At 68.1% G+C, this 19,740-nt stretch carries 20 protein-coding genes; 8 read left to right on the top strand and 12 right to left on the bottom strand.

All coding sequences use genetic code 11. The annotated features are described in order from the left end of the window. The 4 genes from AX744_RS04750 to AX744_RS04765 form a co-directional block, all read right to left on the bottom strand. Entirely contained in the window at positions 1-1,548 is a 1,548-nt protein-coding gene (locus AX744_RS04750; protein ID WP_046747269.1) for a hydantoinase/oxoprolinase N-terminal domain-containing protein, read from the bottom strand. Between the two features lie 42 nt (positions 1,549-1,590). Beyond that, on the bottom strand, positions 1,591-2,931 hold the full coding sequence (locus AX744_RS04755; protein ID WP_058630433.1) for a purine-cytosine permease family protein: 1,341 nt from the start codon (positions 2,929-2,931) through the stop codon (positions 1,591-1,593). A 254-nt stretch (positions 2,932-3,185) separates the two neighbouring features. After that, positions 3,186-4,589: a threonine synthase gene (gene thrC / locus AX744_RS04760; protein ID WP_061015546.1), complete on the bottom strand. Its 1,404-nt coding sequence runs from the start codon at positions 4,587-4,589 to the stop codon at positions 3,186-3,188. A gap of 88 nt (positions 4,590-4,677) precedes the next feature. Next, positions 4,678-5,184 carry a methylated-DNA--[protein]-cysteine S-methyltransferase gene (locus AX744_RS04765; RefSeq protein WP_061015547.1) on the bottom strand — a complete coding sequence of 169 codons (507 nt, stop codon included), beginning with the start codon at positions 5,182-5,184 and terminating at the stop codon, positions 4,678-4,680. Positions 5,185-5,353: 169 nt separating this feature from the next. Here AX744_RS04765 and AX744_RS04770 point away from each other — a divergent pair, with 169 nt between their 5' ends. Further along, a complete protein-coding gene (locus AX744_RS04770; RefSeq protein WP_061015548.1) occupies positions 5,354-6,166 on the top strand; it encodes an alpha/beta fold hydrolase in 813 nt (270 codons plus the stop codon). 57 nt (positions 6,167-6,223) lie between these two features. On the opposite strand, the gene erm is transcribed toward AX744_RS04770, so the two are convergent. The 3 genes from erm to AX744_RS04785 form a co-directional block, all read right to left on the bottom strand. Next, entirely contained in the window at positions 6,224-6,988 is a 765-nt protein-coding gene (erm, locus tag AX744_RS04775; RefSeq protein ID WP_061015549.1) for a 23S ribosomal RNA methyltransferase Erm, read from the bottom strand. Between the two features lie 226 nt (positions 6,989-7,214). Further along, complete coding sequence (locus AX744_RS04780) at positions 7,215-7,817, bottom strand: response regulator transcription factor (protein WP_061015550.1); 603 nt, start codon at positions 7,815-7,817, stop codon at positions 7,215-7,217. After that, positions 7,814-9,013, bottom strand: coding sequence for a sensor histidine kinase (locus AX744_RS04785; RefSeq protein WP_061015551.1), 1,200 nt, complete (start codon positions 9,011-9,013; stop codon positions 7,814-7,816). The genes AX744_RS04780 and AX744_RS04785 overlap by 4 nt, the downstream gene beginning before the upstream one ends. A gap of 156 nt (positions 9,014-9,169) precedes the next feature. Between AX744_RS04785 and AX744_RS04790 the strand changes: the two genes are divergently transcribed. The 5 genes from AX744_RS04790 (at position 9,170) to AX744_RS04810 (ending at position 12,703) form a co-directional block, all read left to right on the top strand. After that, a complete protein-coding gene (locus AX744_RS04790; protein WP_058630427.1) occupies positions 9,170-9,718 on the top strand; it encodes a hypothetical protein in 549 nt (182 codons plus the stop codon). 61 nt (positions 9,719-9,779) lie between these two features. Continuing rightward, positions 9,780-10,115: an ArsR/SmtB family transcription factor gene (locus AX744_RS04795; protein ID WP_058630426.1), complete on the top strand. Its 336-nt coding sequence runs from the start codon at positions 9,780-9,782 to the stop codon at positions 10,113-10,115. Further along, entirely contained in the window at positions 10,115-10,816 is a 702-nt protein-coding gene (locus AX744_RS04800) for a cation transporter (RefSeq protein WP_061015552.1), read from the top strand. The genes AX744_RS04795 and AX744_RS04800 overlap by 1 nt, the downstream gene beginning before the upstream one ends. Before the next feature lie 34 nt (positions 10,817-10,850). Next, the gene (locus tag AX744_RS04805; protein WP_061015553.1) at positions 10,851-11,759 is read left to right on the top strand and encodes an SDR family NAD(P)-dependent oxidoreductase; all 909 of its coding nucleotides are present in this window, start codon (positions 10,851-10,853) and stop codon (positions 11,757-11,759) included. 38 nt (positions 11,760-11,797) lie between these two features. Further along, positions 11,798-12,703, top strand: a complete 906-nt coding sequence (locus AX744_RS04810; RefSeq protein ID WP_082738400.1) for an arginase family protein — start codon at positions 11,798-11,800, stop codon at positions 12,701-12,703. Positions 12,704-12,719: 16 nt separating this feature from the next. Here the strand turns inward: AX744_RS04810 and AX744_RS04815 are convergent, their stop codons facing one another. The 3 genes from AX744_RS04815 to AX744_RS04825 form a co-directional block, all read right to left on the bottom strand. After that, complete coding sequence (locus AX744_RS04815; RefSeq protein ID WP_061015554.1) at positions 12,720-14,000, bottom strand: hemolysin family protein; 1,281 nt, start codon at positions 13,998-14,000, stop codon at positions 12,720-12,722. Positions 14,001-14,094: 94 nt separating this feature from the next. Beyond that, positions 14,095-15,135, bottom strand: coding sequence for a TerC family protein (locus tag AX744_RS04820; protein WP_061015555.1), 1,041 nt, complete (start codon positions 15,133-15,135; stop codon positions 14,095-14,097). Between the two features lie 234 nt (positions 15,136-15,369). After that, positions 15,370-16,023: a GntR family transcriptional regulator gene (locus tag AX744_RS04825; protein ID WP_061015556.1), complete on the bottom strand. Its 654-nt coding sequence runs from the start codon at positions 16,021-16,023 to the stop codon at positions 15,370-15,372. A 150-nt stretch (positions 16,024-16,173) separates the two neighbouring features. On the opposite strand from AX744_RS04825, the gene AX744_RS04830 reads away from it, so the two are divergent. Together AX744_RS04830 and AX744_RS04835 are read left to right on the top strand one after the other, a co-directional pair. Next, positions 16,174-17,136: an arsenic resistance protein gene (locus AX744_RS04830; protein WP_061015557.1), complete on the top strand. Its 963-nt coding sequence runs from the start codon at positions 16,174-16,176 to the stop codon at positions 17,134-17,136. A gap of 60 nt (positions 17,137-17,196) precedes the next feature. Beyond that, positions 17,197-18,189: a DUF418 domain-containing protein gene (locus tag AX744_RS04835; protein ID WP_061015558.1), complete on the top strand. Its 993-nt coding sequence runs from the start codon at positions 17,197-17,199 to the stop codon at positions 18,187-18,189. Positions 18,190-18,464: 275 nt separating this feature from the next. Here AX744_RS04835 and AX744_RS04840 read toward each other — a convergent pair whose 3' ends face one another. Both AX744_RS04840 and AX744_RS04845 read right to left on the bottom strand, forming a co-directional pair. Continuing rightward, on the bottom strand, positions 18,465-19,157 hold the full coding sequence (locus tag AX744_RS04840; protein ID WP_061015559.1) for a type 1 glutamine amidotransferase domain-containing protein: 693 nt from the start codon (positions 19,155-19,157) through the stop codon (positions 18,465-18,467). A 17-nt stretch (positions 19,158-19,174) separates the two neighbouring features. Then, entirely contained in the window at positions 19,175-19,729 is a 555-nt protein-coding gene (locus tag AX744_RS04845) for a TetR/AcrR family transcriptional regulator (protein ID WP_061015560.1), read from the bottom strand. Positions 19,730-19,740: the final 11 nt, after the last annotated feature.

A 19,740-nucleotide genomic window follows, 5' to 3' on the forward strand; every position in this document is an offset into this window, starting at 1 on the left:
TCACGCCCCCATGTCGAGGTCGCCGACGGCCTTCACGCGGATGCGCGTGGCGTTGCCGGGGAGGTACGGGATCGGAACCTCGTCGAAGTCGATGATCGATACCGTCGAGGGTTTCGCACCCGCCGCGATCGCCTTGTCGACAGCTTCCGCGCGGACTTCGGCGATCGTCTCATCGCGACGACCGGGCTCGATCGCATAGACCTTGTCGATCTCGCCGCCGACCTGGGCGATCGATGCGCCGATGGCGTTCGCGACCGCGTAGTTCTCCGGTCGGTGCACGGTGCCGAACAGGGGCAGCTCGTCGGGGAGCAGGATGGATCCGCCGCCGACGGCCACCACGGCGATGGGCTCCGGCGAGGTGCGCATGCGGTCGACTGCTTCGGAAACGCGCTCGGCGATGCGGGCGAGCACTCGCTGCACGAACACGGGGTCGAGGTGTGCGACCCTGCTCGCATCGCCCACCTGGGCGCGACCCGCGGCCACCGCGATGTCCGTGGCGGTGAGCGTGGAACCGCCGAAGACCAGGGCCTCGGTGGTCAGCCGGTACCCCACCGATGCCGGTCCGACCTCCGCGGTCTCCTCATCGACGATGCTGCCGCCGCCGATGCCGAGGGAGAGCACGTCCGGCATCCGGAAGTTGGTGCGGATGCCGGCGACCTTCACCTCGTTCGCCGTCTCCCGGGGGAAGCCGTTGATCAGCAGTCCGATGTCGGCGGTCGTGCCGCCGACATCGATCACGGCACAGTCGTCGAGACCGCTGGTGGCCGCTGCTCCGCGCATCGAGTTCGTCGGTCCGGAGGCGAAGGTGGCGACCGGGTAGCGGCGCACGTACTCCTCGTCCATGAGCGTGCCGTCGTTCTGGCTGAGGAAGATCGGCGCCTCGATGCCCTGGGCACGCACCGCCGAGGTGAGCCCGTCGACGATCTCGGAGGCGAGCTCACGGAGCGCGGCGTTGATGATCGTCGCGTTCTCGCGCTCCAGCAGCCCGATCCGTCCGATCTCGTGCGACAACGAGATGGCGGCATCATCCCCCAGCACCGACGCGACGATCTCGGCGGCCTGCACTTCGAGGTCGTGGTTGACCGGGCTGAAGACCGAGGAGATGGCGACCGAGCGGATGCCGTGCGCCTTCATGTCCTCGGCGTGCGCGCGGATCTCCTCGGGGTCGAGGGGCGAGATCGGCCTGCCGTCGAACTCGTAGCCACCGTGCGCGAGGTAGCTGCGGGCCTGGGTCGCCTCGACCAGCACCTCCGGCCAGTCGACCAGCGGCGGCAGTGCGCGCGTCGCCGGAAGTCCGAGGCGCAGGGCGGCGACGGGCGCGAGACGGCTGGCCTGCACCAGGGCGTTGATGAAGTGCGTCGTGCCGATCATCACGGCGTCGATGTCCGCACCGGCGAAGGCGTGTCCGACCCGCAGATCCTCGATCGCCTGGATGATGCCGCTCGTCACATCGGGTGTGGTCGAGTGCTTCACCCCCGCCAGGGTGCGGGTGCCGTCCATGAGGACGGCATCGGTGTTGGTGCCGCCGACGTCGATGCCGATGTGCATGATTCTCGCTTTCCGGTGAGGGGATGTCTGTCTCAGGGCCGGTCAGGCCGCTGCTGCCGCTTCTTCGATCGGGGCCGCCTGTCGCGTCGTGGCGACTCCGACCCCGCGCACCCAGCCGAGCTTGCCCGCCACGATGTACAGCACCATGGAGAGGAAGAGACTGAGCAGGGACGGGATGCCCCACGTGACGAAGTATCCGACGAGTGCCGAGACGAGCCAGACGACGATGGTCGCGGGCACGATGCGCGGTGCCGTCGCCGGCAATGTGCCGGCTTCTCGGGTGGCGTCGAGCTCGGGGCGCCAGCGACGCACGATGTAGTACTCGGCGACCATGATCCCGGCGATCGGCGGGAATGCGACGCTGAGCACGATCAGGAACTCGGTGAACTGGCCGAGGATGCCGACTGCGGCGAGCACGGACCCGACGATGCCCAGCACGATGGTTGTCGTGACGCGGTGCAGGTTCTTGCCGAACGCGGTCGAGATGAAGTTCACGAGCCCCAGCGTGGAGGAGTACAGGTTCCAGTCGTTGATCTTCAGGGTGCCGGTGAGCACGATGAACAGACCGATGAAGCCGACCGACGAGGTCACGATCGCGACGATGTCGCCGCTGGCGGCCGCGTGGGCGAGCAGCACGCCGGCGAGGCCGATCACGAACTCACCGAGCGAGACGCCGACCACGGTCTGCTTGATGACGTCGGCGCGGGAGCGGTTGAAGCGGGTCATGTCACCGGTGATGATCGCACCGACGATGAGACCGCCGGCGACGATGCCGGTCCCGGCCCAGACGCTCATGGTCGGGCCTGGGGCAGGACCGGTGAGCAGTTCGCCGATGTCGTGGCGGGTGAGCTCGGAGATGACCGACCAGCCGACCAGGATGAGGAACAGCGGCACGGTGATGTTCGCGAGCCACTGCATCCCCACGAACCCGAAGGCCACGATCGCGGTGACGGCAAGACCGAAGATGAGGCTCCAGGCCCACACCGGCAGGGCACCGGGCATGAGCGCGTCGAGAGACTGGGCGGAGATGGCCGACTGGATGCCGAACCAGCCGATCAGGCTGATGCCGATCGCGAGGCCGACCAGCGAGGCGCCGATCTCGCCGAAGCCGGTCCAGCGGGCGAGGAGTGCGGTGTTCAGGCCTTCGCGCTGGCCGATGAAGCCGACCACGCACATGATCACCTCGAGGATGAGCGAGCCGAACAGGAAGGCGAGGACGGCCTCGCCGAAGGTCATGCTGTAGCCGAGGGTCGCGCCGAGGAGGAACTGCGAGAGGGCCGAGACCTGTCCGAATCGCTGCACGGCGATTCCGAACCAGGGTTTGCGGGCCTCCGGAGTCACTCGGGAGAGCGCGAAGTCGTCTGCGTGCGCCGTGCGTGCCATGAGGATCCTTCGGGAGGAGGAGGACGGGTTGTGCGCCACAGTAGCGACGCTTCCCACGGCCCCGACATGTGCATATCGCACGAGAATCACGCGAGGATGTGCAGGTCGCACACCTGGGGTTTCTCGCCTCGCTTGTCGCACCTGCCTCGACGCCGAAACCCACGCTCAACGCCGAGACCCACTCCTGCCGACGCGGGCAGGAGTGGGTCTCGGCGCCAGGCGTGGGTCTCGAGGACGGCCTGGGGCGCGTGGAGTCAGTGCAGCGCGTTGGTCTCGATGAAGGCGCGCAGGGCCTGCTCGTCGTCGCCCATCTCGGTCACGTGCTGAGGCGCATCGAGCATCTCCTGCAGCTCCGGCGCGTAGCCGAGCTCGACACCGATGGCCTCGTGGATCGTCTCTGCGAACTTCTCGGGCTTCGCGGTCTCGAGCACGAGCATCGGCACGCCGGGCTCGACATACTCGCGGGCGACCTTGACACCGTCGGCCGTGTGCGGGTCGATGACCTCGCCGGTCGCCTCGTACACCGCGCGGATGGTCGCCAGTCGATCCGCGTGCGTCGACGTGCCGCTGACGATGCCGAACTCTTCGAGGAAGCGCTCCTTGTCGGCGGAGAAGTCGAAGTCGCCCTGCGCCTCCAGATCGTCCCAGGCGCCGACGACGCGAGCGGGGTCGCGGCCGACGAGCTCGAAGATGAAGCGCTCCAGGTTGGACGCCTTCGAGATGTCCATCGAGGGACTCGACGTGGCGAGGGTCTGGGCGGCGCTGCGCGGTCGGTAGACGCCCGTGCGGAAGAACTCGTCCAGCACGTTGTTCTCGTTAGCTGCGAGCACGAGACGACGGATCGGGAGTCCCATCTGCTTCGCGAAGAAACCGGACAGGATGTTGCCGAAGTTCCCGGAGGGCACCGTGAACGACAGCTCTGTCCAGCCTCCGGCATCCGTCGCCCGCAGCCAGGCCCAGAAGTAGTAGACGGTCTGCGCCGTGATGCGTGCCAGGTTGATGGAGTTCACCGCGCCGAGGTGCTGGGCGCGCTTGAAGTCGAGGTCACCGGCGAGCTTCTTCACCAGGTTCTGGCAGTCGTCGAAGACGCCTTCGACCGCGATGTTGTGCACATTCGCGTCATCGAGCGAGAACATCTGCGCCCGCTGGAACGCGCTCATGCGGCCCTGCGGCGACAGCATGAACACGGCGACGCGCTCCTTGCCGCGCAGCGCGTGCTCCGCCGCCGAGCCGGTGTCTCCCGAGGTGGCGCCGAGGATGTTGAGCACCGCGTCGTTGCGCTCCAGCGTGTACTCGAGCACCTGGCCGAGGAACTGCATGGCCATGTCCTTGAACGCGAGCGTCGGTCCTTCGGAGAGCCCGACGAGCGTCAGGTCGTCGTCGATCGCGCGCAGCGGCACCACACCGTCGGGGAAGTCGGCGTACGCGGCATCCGTCATCCTGGCCAGGTCTGCACGGGGGATGTCGGTGGCGAACAGCCCGAGCACCTCGGTCGCGAGTTGCGGATACGTCAGCGCACGCCAGCGCTCGAGCGTCTCGCCGTCGACGGTCGGCATGACCTCGGGCACCGCCAGTCCGCCGTCGGGCGCGAGGCCCTCCAGAAGCGTCTCGCTGAACGACTGCGGCTGCATGCCGCCGCGGGTGGAGATGAACTGCACGTTGGCTCCTCGGCTCGGGACTCGGCCCGTCCATTCTCGCAGGGTGTTCCCCGTCGAGTTGACGCGATGACGGAGGCGGGCGCTGCACTCAGAACAGCGAGGTGGGCAGTGCCCCTTCGTGCTCCAGCAGCCAACGCTTGGTCTCGAGCCCGCGACCGACGTCGCCGCCCGAATAGCCGCCGAGTCCGTCGCCGGCGACGACCCGGTGGCAGGGGACGATCAAGGGCACGGGGTTGGCTCCCATGATCGAGCCGATCCCCCTGGCGGGCACCGCGGTTCCGCTGCGTGCGGCCAAGCCGCCGTACGTGATCGTCTCACCCTGCGCGACGGTCTCGTGCAGGGCAAGGAGCACAGCTCTGGTCGCCGCGGTCTGCACGCCGAGGTCGACCGGCACGTCGAAGCACCGCAGCCTGCCGTCGAAATAGGCTCGGAGTTGCGCGAGAGCTTCCGTGAGCAGCGGATCGGCGCCCGGCTCGGACACCACCACACTCCCGTCGGGCGGAGTCGACCGCCACGTGACGCGGGTGATCGCCCCACCGTCGCTGACGACTCCGACGACGCCGACCGGAGTCGCGAGCGTTCCGAAAGCCGACATGCGTCGAGAGTACCGCCCGTTCCGGACACGCAGACCGGCCGAACGATCACGGCGCGGAGGAGCGATCTCGCAGGGAGAGGGTATGGCGCCCCGCCGCTTCCGGCGCGACCCTGGATGGTGGCATCCCCTTACCAGGCACGATCACCATCTCGCTGACAAGGAGCACCCCATGAACACCACCACGGCCGCGCTCGACCTCGCCGATGTCCGTCTGCACTACGAGCTCCGCGGCGAGGGACCGCTGCTCGTCCTGATCGGCGCGCCGATGGATGCCGACGCCTTCGCTCCCTTCGCCGACGAGCTCGCCACCGATCACACCGTCCTCACCACCGACCCGCGCGGGGCCAAACGGAGCATCCTGCACGACCGCTCGCAGGGCTCCAGCCCCGAGCAGCGCGCCGATGATCTCGCGGCGCTCATCGAGCACGTCGATCGCGGACCAGCGACCGTCTTCGGCTCCAGCGGCGGCGCCGTGACCAGCCTGGCGGTCCTGCAGGCGCACGGCGACCTCGTATCCGTCGTCATCGCCCACGAACCCCCACTCCTGGAACTGCTGCCCGACCGCGTCGAACAGCGCCGCCTCACCGACGAACTCCGGTCGGCGGCGCTCTCCGGCGACCGCGTCGGCGCCTGGAGGCTCTTCTTCGCGCAGGCGAACATCCCGATGCCCGAGGAGGCGCTCGTCCAGTGGTTCGGCGGCGAGGTCGATCCGCAGCACCACGCCGACGAACAGTTCTGGTTCCGTCACGAGCTTCCGGCCAGCGTGCGCTGGGAACCCGACCTGGCGGCACTGCGAGCGCGCACGGCCGACCTCGTGCTCGGAATAGGCCGGGAGTCGGTCGGCCAGCTGTGCGAACGCACGACGACTGCCCTCGGGGAACAGCTCGGAGTCGAGCCGACCCGGTTCCCCGGCGACCACACCGGATTCGTCGATCACCCCGGGGAGTTCGCCGCGCGTCTTCGTGAGGTGCTCGACCGCTGAGGAACGCCCGCCGATCGAGGCCATCGAGCGCACGACCAGCTCGACGGCCTCGACACGTCAACCGCGGCAGAGCTGATGCCAGAGCGCTGCCCAGTGCTCCGGGCGCAGCTCACGGGGAAGGCGACACTCCCTCGCCCCGGCTGCCGCCACTGCCCGCCGGGCCTTGCCCACAGGGATGCGTGCGGCGGCGGCCACGACCGCGGCGAGGCTCCCCCCTCGGCCCGTGAATATCGCGCGGACGAACGCCTCGTACCGCTGCCGATCCGATACCGCGACGAGAGGCGACCCCCGACGGGTGATGGCGAGCAGACCGCCGTCGACACTCGGCTGCGGTGTGAAACCCCACGCGGGGACGCGCCCTTCCAGGGCGAACTCGAACCACGGCGCGGACTGCGCCGTCATCATGGTCGCGCCGCCCACACCGGCGCGCTTGCGCGCCATCTCCCATTGCGTGAGCAGCACCGCCTCGTTCCAGCGGTCGCCCGAGAGCAGGCGCCGCAGGATGGGCGTCGTCACGTGGAAGGGGATGTTGCCGACCACGGTGTCCGCATCGAGCGGGTGCCGTGTGGCGTCGGCGATCTCGATGCGCACACCGGGCAATGCCCTGCGCAATCGGTGCACGCGGTGCTCGTCGACGTCGATCGCGGTGAGCGGTCTGCCCAGATCCGCGAGCACGCGAGTGAGCGCTCCGTCGCCGCAGCCGAGTTCGAGGATCGAGCCCGAGGTACGACCGACGAGGGCGGCGATGCGGGTCAGGGTCGGGCGGTGGGTGAGGAAGTTCTGGCCGAGTTCGTGACGGCCGCCATGGATTGAACGAGGCATGAGTGCGCTCCAGAAGAAGAATCGGAGCACCTCGGAGGAGGGAGACGACGCGAAGAAGCGTCAGTGAGGACTGCCCGTCCCGAGGTGCGATGACATCTCGGTGGACGGCGCGCAGATGCGTGCGGAGAGCGAGCGCGCCGTCAGGCGCGGCGGTCGCGGAACACGAGAGTGCGCCCCATCACGGGCGCTGCGCATATTGTTCCCATGCCTGCCAGCATATCCGCCCTCAGATCCAGCCGCGCTCCTCGGCCATCAGCACGGCCTGCTGACGGGTTCCGACCGAGAGCTTCCCGAGGATGACGGAGATATGGTTGCGCACCGTCCCCGGGGCGAGTGAGAGCGCCCGTGCGATCTGGCCGGTCGTCTCCCCACGCCGACCGGCACGCAGCACGTCGAGCTCGCGGTCCGTGAGCGGTGAGCGCTCGTCGCTCAGCGCATCGGCGGCGATCTCCGGATCGACATAGCGAGCCCCCGCCGCGACCCGGCGGATGACAGCGGCGACCTCGTCGGCCCCACGGGACTTCGGCAGGAAGCCGGAGACACCCGAGGCCAGGGCACGTCGCAGCACTCCCGGGCGTGCATGTCGAGTCACCACCACGCACCGCGTCGCGATCGCCCTGTTCAGCTTCTCCGCCACCTGCACGCCGTCGAGGCCCGGCATCTCGAGGTCCAGCAGACACACATCCGGCTGCAGCCGCAGAGCCTCGGCCACGGCCTGCTCGCCGTCCTCGCACTCGGCGATGACCTCGATATCGTCTTCCAACCGGAGGAGGGCTGCGAGCGCGGATCGGATCATCGCCTCGTCATCGGCGAGCAGCACCCGGATCATCGAGCCTCCTCCGATCCCATCGGCACAGTGACGACGACGACGAATTCGGTGGCCTCACGCCGGACATCGAGAGTTCCGCGCGCTTCCTCGATCCGCCGCCGCACACCGTCGAGGCCCGATCCGTCGTGCTCGATATCGGCGTCGACCGCGACATCATTCGCGATCTCATAGCGCCAGTCGTCGCCGACGCGACCCAGCAGGAGGCGTGCATACCGTCCGCCGCCGTGTCGGAGAACGTTCGTCGTCGTCTCCCTGATGACCGGACCGAGGGCGGATGCCGGTGCGGCGTTCGCATCCGCGTCGATCGTGGCTCCCACATCGAGGCCGGCCGCCGTCAGGAGATCACGGGCGTTGGCGAGTTCGTCTCCCAGCGGCACGGAGCGGAAGCGCGTCGCGAGGTCTCTGGTCCCCTGTCGCGCCTCGTCGACGCTGATCCGCGCCGCACGGAGTTGCTCCATCCCCGCATCGGCGTCACTCGGCAGCAGACGCTCGGCGAGCTCCAGCTGCAGCGCGATGACCTGGAGGTGATGCCCCTGCAGGTCGTGCACGTCGGTCGCCACCCGGAGGCGTTCCTGCGTGGCGGCGAGCCGAGCCTCGGAGGCCCTGGCGCGATCGAGGGTGATCAAGACATCCCACCACCACAGCGAGGTGACCGTCATCACGGGGAGGAAGACGGTGTAGGCGGCGGTGAAGAGGAAGGGCACCTCGGGAGCGACGTCGAGGTGCGAGTCGACCACTGCGAGGGCGGCCAGGACGACCGTCGCAGCGATGACGACCTTGTATCGGACACCCGGCTGCCAGTTCAGCAGCACGATCGACTGCACGATGGGCATGAGGGCGAGCTGCCAGCTCCCGATCAAGCCGCCGGCAGCCGCACCATAGGCGACCGCGATGAGGAGCGGTGCGCCGAGGCGCATCCAACGCACACCCGGCTCCGCGTCCAGACGATGCCGATAGTCGAGGAGCAGCGAGACCGTGGAGGCGACCCAGAGGACTCCACCGCCTCCGACGATCACACCGCCGATACCCCGGAGGTCGACCGCGAGCGTGGTGACCGTCCACGCAGCGACAAGCGCGAGTTCGAACATGATGACTGCGGACGCCGTGTACCACCAGGTCGCGGTCACACCCCGCGACAACTGCCTCGCTCCCGGACTCGGCCCGACGGGGGCAGGGGGCTCGATACGACTGCTCACGCTCCCCACGATAGGGCCGTGACAGTTGTCACGGACGCGTCGTGCGATCTGCCCGGGAAGCGATGACGGGCCGACACTGCCGCCGAAGGGAGCATTCGGCTGGACTGGAGTCATCGCATCGGAGACTCCGATCGCACCGACAACCGGGAGTATCCCATGAACCTCATCGAGACCTTCCAGAACCTGGTGGCCCAGGTCCCCGAACTCGTGCAGCCGCTCATCGTCGCCCTCGCCGGCGCGATCCCCTTCATCGAGGGTGAAGGGGCGGTGAGCATCGGCATCATCGGCGGCATCTCTCCGGTGATAGCCGCGATCGCCGCGATCGTGGGCAACTTCCTCTGCGTCCTGGTGGTAGTGATCGTCAGCTCCGGAGCCCGACAGGCCGTCGTGAACCGTTCGCGAGCCAAGACCGCGGCGCTCGCCGGTGCCGGCGGCGGCACGATCGACGAGCCGGCCGCGGATGCGGCCGACACTGGTCGCGGCACCGCGCGTCGCGAGAAGTTCCAACGTGCGTTCGAGCGCTACGGCGTTCCCGGGGTGAGCCTGCTCGGACCGCTCCTGCTGCCGACGCAGTTCACCGCGACCATGCTTGCGGCTTCCGGCATCGGCAGGGCGCGCATCCTCTTCTGGCAGGCTCTGGCCATCATCGGCTGGACCACCGTCGTCGCCGTCATCGTCGGAAGCGCGGTGTACGCGATCCGCTGATCTTCGCGAGGAGACTGGATTCAGAATATCTTGAATTCAGTCTTTTCTGTACAGTTGAGCTGTGACCACCGCTCTCGCCTCCCTCACCCACACGGCAGCAGTCGCCCGTCTGGGGCACGCCCTCTCGGACGCCACCCGGGCCGGTGTGCTGCTGGCACTGCGAGAAGCGCCCCGATACCCCGCCGACCTGGCCGATGCGCTCGGCGTCTCACGCCAGGCCATGTCGAACCACCTCGCCTGCCTCCGCGGATGCGGGCTCGTCGAGAGCGTTCCGGACGGACGCCGAAGCAGCTACCGACTCGCGGATCGCCACCTCGCTCCAGCCCTCGACATGCTCATGCGGGTCACGCTCATCGTCGAGCCGGACTGCTGCTCGGGTGAAGGCTGCACCTGCTGATGACCCCCACGGCAGCCGCGACGCGCCGCGAGACCCTCCACCGCCGCATCCGCCTGATCGTCGGAATCACCATCGGCTACAACCTGATCGAGGCGGTCATCGCGATCGCCGCCGGATCCGTCGCCTCGTCAGCCGCGCTCGTCGGCTTCGGACTGGACTCCACGATCGAGGTGCTCTCCGCGGCCGCGGTCGCCTGGCAGTTCACCCGCCGCGATCCGGAACGCTGGGAGAAGCCGACTCTGCGCGTGATCGCCATCGCCTTCTTCGCACTGGCGATCTATGTGACGGCGACGTCCGCGACTGCGCTGGTCACGGCCGAGCGCCCCGAGCACAGCACGATCGGCATCGCTCTGACCGCGATCAGCGTCGCGGTCATGCCGTTCCTCTCCCTCGCCGAACGCCGCGCGGGGCGAGAACTGGGTTCGGCCACGGCGGTCGCAGACTCGAAGCAGACCCTCATCTGCACCTACCTCTCCGCCGCGGTGCTGGTCGGGCTGGTCGCGAACTCGCTGCTCGGCTGGTGGTGGGCCGATGCGGTCGCCGGTCTCGTCATCGCCGCCTTCGCGGTGCGCGAGGGCCTCGAGGCATGGCGGGGCGACGCCTGCGCGACGTCGGTCGGGATGCTGCTCGAGGACGACGCCCACGACCACGACCACAACCACAACCACAACCACAACCACAACCACGACAACGCACGCTGAAGCCGCCCCCAGGGGCGGCACCTAGGCTGAGGGGATGGAAACCGCTCCCCCGACGTCGGCTCGGGATCTGCTAGGTCGGACGGTTCTCGTCACGGGCGCGAACGCGGGCATCGGATACTGGTGCGCGGAGCAGCTCGCCGCACGTGGCGCACGCGTCGTCCTCGGCTGTCGCTCCCCCGAACGCGCGCGCACGGCGGTCTCCTCGATCAGAAGCCGGGTGCCGGACGCCGACCTGCGCGTGCTGGCACTCGACCTCGGCTCGCTCGGAAGCGTGTCAGACGCAGCCTCCGGAGTGGATGAACGCCTCGACGCGATCATCTGCAACGCCGGCGTGAAGGCGGCGGATCGGGCGGCGCGCACGAGCGACGGCCACGACCTCATGGTCGGCACGAACTTCCTCGGTCACTTCGCCCTGGTCGCACAGCTCGAGGCGGGGCTCGCTCCGGATGCCCGTGTGGTCGCGGTCGGCTCGATCGCCCACCGTTTCGCACGCCTCGACCCGGCGACGCTCGACGACCCGTGGACCGGTTCCTCACTGCAGCAGTACGGGCGGTCGAAGGCGTCTCTGATGGCTTTCGCGTTCGAGCTGGCACGGCGCTGGGGCGGCTCATCCCGCTCGGCGGTCTGCGCGCACCCGGGCTATGCGGTCGACCCGCTCACCCCTCAGCGCCCCGGCCTGGCGGCGGTGCCCGGAATCGTCCGCGCGCTGGCGGCACCGACCAAGATGCTCGTGCAGGGCAAGGATGGCGGGGCGCTGCCGATCGTCCATGCTGCGACATCGGCGGAAGTCCTCAACGGCGAGTACTGGGGTCCCGGCGGTGTGCTCGAGTTCCGCGGAAGCCCCGCGCGGGTGGCGGCGTCGGAGGAGGTGCGCTCATCCGAGGTGGGCGCGGCGCTGTGGGCGGCGGCCGAGCGCCTCACCGGGGTGCCCTTCCCGACGTGACGGTGCCGGGTGTCCGACCCCCGCGACAGGATGAGGCCATGATCACGCTGCTCTCCGCGCCGTCCAACCTCGGCCTCCGCCCGCCACAGCCCGGCGCGGTTCCGGGTGCGGCGAAGGCCCCGGAAGCGCTGCGCGAGGCCGGGCTGTTCAGCCGATTCGCCGCGGTCGGCGCCACCGACTCGGGCGTCGTCCTCCCCGGACGCTATGTCGACGACGCCGCGACGAGGCCCCCCGGCCACGTGCGGAACGAGGTCGCGATCGTCGATCACGCGCGACGCCTCGCCGCCCGCATCGGTCAGGCGTTCGACAGGGATGAGGAGCCGCTGGTGATCGGCGGCGACTGCTCGATCCTCCTGGGTGCAGGCATCGCCTGCGCCCATCGCGGCGGGATCGGACTCGTGCACATCGACGGCCACACCGACTTCCGCCACCCCGGCAACGACCCCGACAGCGCGAGCGTGGCCGGGGAAGACCTCGCCGCGGCGGTGGGACTGCACTGGCCGGCCATCGCCGACATCGACGGCAGCGGCCCTTACTTCCCTGCCGCCCGCACCGCGCACATCGGCCACCGCGACGACGACGAGCAGCAGCAGGAGGCACGCGCCGTCCTGGGGAGGGTTGCTCCGGCAGCGGAGGTCCTATCCCGCGGAGCACAGCGGGTCGGCGCGGAGTGTGCCGCAGTGGCAGGGCCGGCCTACTGGCTGCAGCTCGACGTGGATGTGCTCGACCCCTCCGTCATGCCCGCGGTCGACAGTCCCGACCCGGGAGGGATCGGCGCGGCGGAGCTCACCGCACTGCTGCGGGAGCTCGCGCCGCGCGCCGTCGGCGCCTCCGTGACGGTTTTCGACCCCGACCTCGACCCCGACGGGCGCTACGCCCGCCTGCTGGTCGATGTCCTCTCGGAGGGACTCCACGAGCTGGGAACCCTGACACCGCGCACCTGACGACGGAGGCGCGGGATCAGGCGTCCGACTCCGCGATGGGATCGGTCATGACCCGCACGCGCGCGATGCGTCGGCGGTCCATCTCGGCGACCTGGATCGTCGCACCGGGAACCTCCACGGTGTCTCCGACCACGGCGAGGCGTCCCAGCTGCTCGGTCACGAAGCCGGCGATGGTGTCGGACGATCCGCGCGGCATCGCCAACCCGGTCGCCTCTTCGAAGTCCTGCAGGTTGAGTCGCCCGTCGATGCCGTCGTCCGCCGAGATGAACACCTCCGCGTCGTACTCGTCGAAGATCTCGCCGACCACCTCCTCGACGAGGTCTTCGAGGGTGACGAGACCGTCCGTCCCGCCGTACTCGTCGACGACCACCGCGATGTGATGCCCCTCGGCCCTCATGCGGGTCAAGGTCGGCAGCACGCGCGCGGTCGAGGGGATGTAGGGGATGTCGCGCATGAGCGCGCTCAGCGGACGGGTCGGATCGTCGGCGGCAGCCTCGAACAGGTCGCGCACGTGCACGAACCCGGTGATGTCGTCGATCGAGGTCTCCGACACGGGGTAGCGCGAGAACGGCAGGTCGCGCACCTGCGCGATCACCTCTCCGACCCGCGCGGCCTCGTCGAGGGCGACGACCTCGGGGCGCGGCCGCATGACCTCGCTGACCTGGCGTCCGCGCAGGGACAGCACGTCGTCGAGGATGCGTCGTTCGTCATCCGGGAGCCCCTGGTGGCTGGCCACGATGTCGCGCACCTCCTCGTCGGTCATCTCGTCGCTGGTCTTGTGCGGATCCCCTCCGAGCAGCCGGACGAGGGCGTTGGTCGAGACCGAGAGCAGCCAGATCACCGGACGCATGATCGTCGCGAACTCGTTGAGGGCTGGCGCGACCGCGTAGGCGAACTGCGCGTTGCGCTGGATCGCGAGACGCTTCGGCACGAGCTCGCCGAGCACCAGCGACAGGTACGCGATCACGAGGGTGAGCACGAGCGTCGCGACGGTCAGCGAGAGGGCGGGCGTCAGCCCCCACGACTCGAGAACCGGTGCCAGGGACGGCGCGATCGACGTCGCACCGTATGCCGCCGAGGCGAAGCCCGCGACGGTCACACCGATCTGCACCGCGGACAGGAAGGTGTTGGGATTGCGAGCGAGGGAGGCGACCTTCGCTCCACGACGACCGCGCTGCCCGATGGCGTTGATCTGACTCTCACGCAGCGTGACCAGCGCCATCTCCGTCGCAGCGAAGACACCGCCGATCAGCACGAACGCGAGGACGAGGGCGATGTTCCAGAGCAGGTCGCCCATCAGCGGGCCGCCTCGTCTGTGGTGGGGTGAGCGCCCGGGACGAACCGGGCGCTCGTACTGTCAGAGTCCGAAGAGTCAGAACAGCGCTGCGCGCTCAAGAATGCTCCTTGTTGTCGGTGGTGTTGTTGGTGTGGGTGGTGGATTCGGTGGATGAGACCTCGTGGCCCGAGGCCGGGACGCGACGGGTCTTGATCAGGCTGGCCACGGTGGCCACGGCGATCGTCGCGCCGATGAAGAGCAGCGAGAACCAGATCGGGATCTCGGGGGCCCACTCGACGCCCTGGCCGCCGTTGATGAACGGAAGCTCGTTGACGTGCAGCGCGTGCAGGACCAGCTTGACGCCGATGAACGCGAGGATGACGGCGAGGCCCTGAGCAAGGTAGACGAGCCGCTCGAGCAGCCCGCCGATCAGGAAGTACAGCTGACGCAGACCCATGAGCGCGAAGGCGTTCGCCGTGAAGACGATGTACGCCTGGTCGGTGAGGCCGTAGATCGCGGGGATCGAGTCGACCGCGAACACGAGGTCGATGAAACCGATCGCGATGATCGTCAGCAGCATCGGAGTGACGAAGCGCTTGCCGTTCTTCACGACGGTGAGGCGGTCGCCGTTGTAGTCCTCGCTCACCGGCAGGTGACGACGCACGAAGGTCATGAACCGCCCGTTGGCCGGGTTGCTCTCGTGGTCGCTGAACGCCTGACGGTAGGCGAGCACGAGCAGCAGAGCACCGAACAGGTAGAAGATCCAGGAGTAGTTCTCGATGAGCGTCGCGCCGATGGCGATGAAGATTCCGCGCAGGATCAGCGCGATCACGATGCCGATCATCAGCACCTTCTGCTGGTACTTCTTCGGCACGGCGAAGCCGGTCATCACGATGAGGAAGACGAAGAGGTTGTCGATCGACAGCGCCTTCTCCGTGAGGTAGCCGGCGAAGTACTCGCCGCCATACGTCCAGCCGGAGACGACGCCGATGCCGACACCGAACAGCAGCGCGAGGCTGATGTAGAAGATCGACCAGCGGGCCGATTCACCGATCGTCGGCTCGTGCGGCGTGCGCACGTGCGCGAAGAACTCGTAGACGAAGAACGCGATCGTGACGGCGATCGTGATGATCCAGATCAGGGGGGTGACGTCCAAATTCGGGCTCCAGACTCGGGGTACGACAGTACCGCCAAAGTCTTCTCCATTCCATGGAACATGGAACCGGTGGCCCGGGATGCGACATGCATCCGTAATGACGACCCCACCGTGTCGGAGTACTCCCCTTGGGTTCCCCCAGATTAGGAGAACACCCTTTGCGCTTCCTGTGGATCTGCCGGGAACGTCCCGCTCCGAGCGAGGAAGGAGCGTCGGCGATCGATGCGGGAGCTGCTAGTCCCCGATCTCGGGCCGGGTGAGCTCCTGCTCCTCGGCGCGATCGATGATCGCGGGGAGCACTTCATCGAAGAACGTCACGAGCACGGCCCGGGTCTCCGCGGCATCGCGCTCGAGGATCGCGCTGCGCAGGGAGTCGACGAATCCACCAACGCCCTCCCAGTCGAAGGCATCCCTCGCGTGCTGACCGAACCGGCGGATCTGCGGCCCGAGGCGTTCGATGATGACCGCCCGCGAGGCGTTGCCCTCGATGCGCGCGAAGCCCGTCGCCGTGCCTCGCAGCGCGACACCGAAGCCGGCGACGTCGCGCGACTTGATCGCGGCGGACATCTCATCCGCGAGCTCGGCGAGGTACGCGAGATCGTCATCCTGGATGAGCGGCATCACGTGGCGCACCGATCCGATCCAGATGTCTCCGAAGAGGTCGACCGCGTTGCGGACCTGATCGAGGTCGATCGGCGCGACCCGGGTGTAGCGGTTGCGCTGCATCTCGACGAGGCCGTGGTCTGCCAGTCGGTCGAGAGCGTGCCGGATCGGAGTCTTCGAGGTTCCGAGACGCTCGGCGAGCTCGTAGTCACGCAGCCGCTCTCCCGGGCGCAGCTCACCGCTGATGATCGCGTCCTGCAGCCGGTTGTAGGCCTCATCGCTCATCGACCTGCGCTCGAGGGGTCCGCCTGAGAGTGCCACTGCCTTGTCCTCCGCTCGAGCACGCAAATGTAGTAGAGCCTGAAGTTCTACCTACACTGCAATGTATCGCATCCCGCGTAATCGCCGTGAAAAAACAGGGTCTTGGAGGTGGTGATGCGCGAGCTGACGGCATGGGGCGAGCGGCACCAGGTGATGTTGTACCTGACGTCCATCGTCGTCGGCGCCGCGATCGGTCTATGGGCACCTGCGAGTGCTCCGTGGTGGGAGTCTGCGATGACCCCTGCCCTGGGCCTGCTGCTCTACGCGACGTTCCTGAGCGTGCCTTTCTCTCGCGTCGGGCGGGCCTTCACCGACTGGCGCTTCCTCGTCACGCTGCTGATCGTGAACTTCGCCGTCGTGCCGCTCGTGGTGTTCGGCCTGACCAGGTTCGTCGCCACCGACGAAGCCGTGCTCCTCGGTGTACTGCTCGTGCTGCTCACTCCCTGCGTGGACTACGTGATCGTGTTCACCGGCCTCGCCGGTGGCGACCGCGCCCGGCTGCTGGCGGCGACTCCACTGCTCATGCTGGTGCAGATCCTCCTGCTCCCCGTCTACGTCTCCCTCATCATGGGGCCGGGCGTTCTGCGTTCGTTCGATGCCCGCCCTTTCGTCGACGCGTTCCTCCTCCTGATCGTGCTGCCGCTCGGGCTGGCCGCGCTGACGCAGCTGACGGCGAGGAGACACGCGTTCGCTCGGGCCGTCGAGCAGGGATCGGCAGGGGGAATGGTGCCGCTCATGATGCTGACCCTGTCCACCGTCGTCGCCTCGCAGGTGGCGGACCTCGGCGATGCATGGGCCGGCGTGCTCGTGACGGTTCCGCTCTTTCTGGGATTCGCCGTGATCGTCGGGCCGCTCGGAGCCCTGGCGGCACGCGTCGCACGACTCGATGCGCCGGGGCGGCGTGCCGTGGTGTTCAGCGCCGTCACCCGCAACTCGCTCGTGGTGCTGCCGTTGGCACTGGCTCTTCCGAATGCTTTCGCGATCGCCCCGCTCATCGTCGTGACGCAGACGATGGTGGAACTGATCGTCATGGTCGTGATGGTGGCGCTCGTCCCACGCCTGGTCCGGGGCGACTGACCGCTCTCCACCCACAGCCGATATCCCGCCCGTATCGCGTCGCTCGACGTCATCCGCGGCGTGGCCATCATCGGCACCCTCACGAGCAACATCTGGCTGTTCCGCGCGTTCTTCGGCGAACGGGTCATCGACATCTGGTGGGATGACCTGCTGTCGGCCGCCTCGAACGGCAAGTGCCTCGGGCTCCTGCTCCTCGACGGAGTGCTGAACTACATCTTCGTGGTGCAGTTCGACGTGCTCCGGGCCTATGCGATCCTCGGTTTCGTGGTCGCCTTCGTGCTCCTGCTGCCCGAGAAGCGCCAGTGGATCTTCATCGGGGTCGCACTGACCGCGCACATCACCCTCATGCTCATGCCGCTGTTCACCGCCGATGGCACCTTCATGCTCCCGGGGCTCGTGTTCCCGGGAGACGCGGGCGATTCGAGCGGCCAATCGGGGTACTGGGCGACGGTGCAGGCGAACTCACTGACCGTGTTCTCCGACCTCACCATCGGCACGGACACCGGGTCCATCCTTTCGCTCGGGCTCGTGCTCTTCACGCTGGGCGCGATCCTGTATCGCCACGGGCTGTTCGAACCGCGAGGGGCACGCCTGCGCAGGTGGGTCATGATCATCGGACTCGGCATCGGTCTTTTGCTGGAGCTCACCTTCTTCCTCGCGCAGGACCAGTTCGGGCTCGACCGGTTCCTCTCCGCTCCCTTCGTCGCCTTCGGCATCCTCGCCCTGATGGCCGCGTTCTATCAGAGACACCCCATCGGGTTCGTCGGGCGGCAACTCTCCCTCGTCGGACGGATGGCGTTGAGCTGCTACGTGCTGCAGAACATCCTCGGGAGAGTCGCGCAGCAGCTGATCGGTCACTCGCCGCTGTCGACGACGCTCGACCCACTCGTGGGAACCCTCGTGATGTTCGTCGGCATCGCCGGCATCGTCGTCCTCTTCGCGAACCTCTGGTCCCGCCGGTTCCGGAAAGGACCGCTCGAGTACATCTGGGACGTCAGCTTCCGATCGCTCACTCGCAGGCTGTCCGATCTCACGAAACATGTCGGACCGTGAGACGCAACGCCCTTGGAAAGACGGGCGTCTGATCTGCCGCCGAGGCTGCCTGTTGTCTCACGAAGCGCGTCGGAAAGATCACGCCTCACCCTCAACCTGCCTAATACGTCGGTCGCTCAGTTTCGGTGCAGCGGGTTTTCGGCAGGGTTTCGGTAGGCGCGCGGCCAGCGTGTCGTGTGGTCGACCGGCGGCCCGGGAGTGCTGCCGTAGACGATCGATACTGGTGGGCGTTCATGAGGCTCGGACGATCTGCACAGTCCGAGCGCCGCCGTCCCTCACGCCCCGAGCGTCTGCACGACCTTCTCCGCCGTCTCTTTCGCCGAGCCCGGGTTCTGACCGGTGACGAGATTGCCGTCGATCACGGCGTACGACACGAACGGCAGCTTGGCCTTCTCGTACAGAGCGCCGCGTTCCTTCATCGTCTCCTCGGCGTTGTACGGCACGAGCTTGTCGACCCGGGCGAGCACCTCTTCCTGCCAGGCGAAGCCGGTGAGGCGGCGTCCGTCGACGAGCAGCGAGCCGTCAGTGAGCTTCACGTTGAGCAGGCCGCAGTAGCCGTGGCAGACGGACGACACCACGCCGCCACGCTCCCAGATCTCGCGCGTGAGGCGTTGCAGGCCATCGTTGTCGGGGAAGTCGTACATCACGGCGTGACCGCCGGTGTAGTAGATCGCGTCGAAGTCGGCCGCGTCGAGCTCATCGGGGCTGAGTGTGTTCTCGAGCAGCGCCATCTTCGCCGGATCGTTGTGCCAGGCGCGGGCGACCTTGTCATAGTTCGGGAACTTCAGCGAGCGGGGTTCGAGCGGCACGGCGCCACCGTGCGGGCTGACGATCTTCTGCTCATACCCTCGTTCGGCGAACACCTCCCAGGCGTGGGCGAGTTCGCTGAGCCAGAGGCCTGTCTGGTGCTCGGTCGGGTCGTCGTAGTGCGAAACGTTGGTGACGACGTGAAGGATGCGCTTCGTCATGATTCCCCCTAGGGATCTCAGAGTGCCGCCGTGACGACGGCGAAGGTGGTCCGAACGCGGTTCTCCACGTCGGATTCAGGGTGAGGACGGAACTTCCCGTCAAGGTGCAGGAAGGCGAGGCCGTGCGCCATGCTCCACAGCGCCGTGGAGAGCGCGTCGGCATTGGAGGACGGATACAGCCGCGCGGCGACGCCGGCGAGCAGGTCGTGCAGCGCGGTCGACGCCTGGACACGGTCGGCGTTCTCGGGGTCGCACTCATTCCCGAACATGAGGCGGAATACGGCGGGACGGCGCAGCGCGAAGAACACGTACGCCACGGCGAGGTCTGCCACGACGTCGGGCCCATCCTCTTCGACGACGGCGCGCAGCTCAGCGCCCATGTCATGGAACCCTTCAACGGCGACCGCGGAGTCGAGGGCCGTCCGGTCGGCGAAGTGTCTGTACGGCGCCGCTGTCGACACCCCGGCGCGACGAGCCACAGCGCGCATCGAGAGCTCTTCGCCCTCTTCGATGCTCTCGATGGCCGCCTCGACGAGAGCCTCACGCAGATTGCCATGGTGGTAGGTGGTCATTCCGCACTCCT

The sequence above is a fragment of the Microbacterium sp. CCH5-D1 genome, assembly GCF_001557335.1.
GTDB classification, from domain to species: domain Bacteria; phylum Actinomycetota; class Actinomycetes; order Actinomycetales; family Microbacteriaceae; genus Microbacterium; species Microbacterium oxydans.

What these genes read in the sequence shown, in the direction of transcription:
- AX744_RS04800 (WP_061015552.1), top strand. Translation starts at nt 10,115, where the DNA reads ATGACCCCCACGGCAGCCGCGACGCGCCGCGAGACCCTCCACCGCCGC.
- AX744_RS04750 (WP_046747269.1), bottom strand. Translation starts at nt 1,548, where the DNA reads ATGCACATCGGCATCGACGTCGGCGGCACCAACACCGATGCCGTCCTC.
- AX744_RS04780 (WP_061015550.1), bottom strand. Translation starts at nt 7,817, where the DNA reads ATGATCCGGGTGCTGCTCGCCGATGACGAGGCGATGATCCGATCCGCG.
- AX744_RS04790 (WP_058630427.1), top strand. Translation starts at nt 9,170, where the DNA reads ATGAACCTCATCGAGACCTTCCAGAACCTGGTGGCCCAGGTCCCCGAA.
- AX744_RS04830 (WP_061015557.1), top strand. Translation starts at nt 16,174, where the DNA reads ATGCGCGAGCTGACGGCATGGGGCGAGCGGCACCAGGTGATGTTGTAC.
- erm (WP_061015549.1), bottom strand. Translation starts at nt 6,988, where the DNA reads ATGCCTCGTTCAATCCATGGCGGCCGTCACGAACTCGGCCAGAACTTC.
- AX744_RS04755 (WP_058630433.1), bottom strand. Translation starts at nt 2,931, where the DNA reads ATGGCACGCACGGCGCACGCAGACGACTTCGCGCTCTCCCGAGTGACT.
- AX744_RS04770 (WP_061015548.1), top strand. Translation starts at nt 5,354, where the DNA reads ATGAACACCACCACGGCCGCGCTCGACCTCGCCGATGTCCGTCTGCAC.
- AX744_RS04845 (WP_061015560.1), bottom strand. Translation starts at nt 19,729, where the DNA reads ATGACCACCTACCACCATGGCAATCTGCGTGAGGCTCTCGTCGAGGCG.
- AX744_RS04805 (WP_061015553.1), top strand. Translation starts at nt 10,851, where the DNA reads ATGGAAACCGCTCCCCCGACGTCGGCTCGGGATCTGCTAGGTCGGACG.
- AX744_RS04765 (WP_061015547.1), bottom strand. Translation starts at nt 5,184, where the DNA reads ATGTCGGCTTTCGGAACGCTCGCGACTCCGGTCGGCGTCGTCGGAGTC.
- AX744_RS04840 (WP_061015559.1), bottom strand. Translation starts at nt 19,157, where the DNA reads ATGACGAAGCGCATCCTTCACGTCGTCACCAACGTTTCGCACTACGAC.
- AX744_RS04825 (WP_061015556.1), bottom strand. Translation starts at nt 16,023, where the DNA reads ATGAGCGATGAGGCCTACAACCGGCTGCAGGACGCGATCATCAGCGGT.
- AX744_RS04815 (WP_061015554.1), bottom strand. Translation starts at nt 14,000, where the DNA reads ATGGGCGACCTGCTCTGGAACATCGCCCTCGTCCTCGCGTTCGTGCTG.
- AX744_RS04810 (WP_082738400.1), top strand. Translation starts at nt 11,798, where the DNA reads ATGATCACGCTGCTCTCCGCGCCGTCCAACCTCGGCCTCCGCCCGCCA.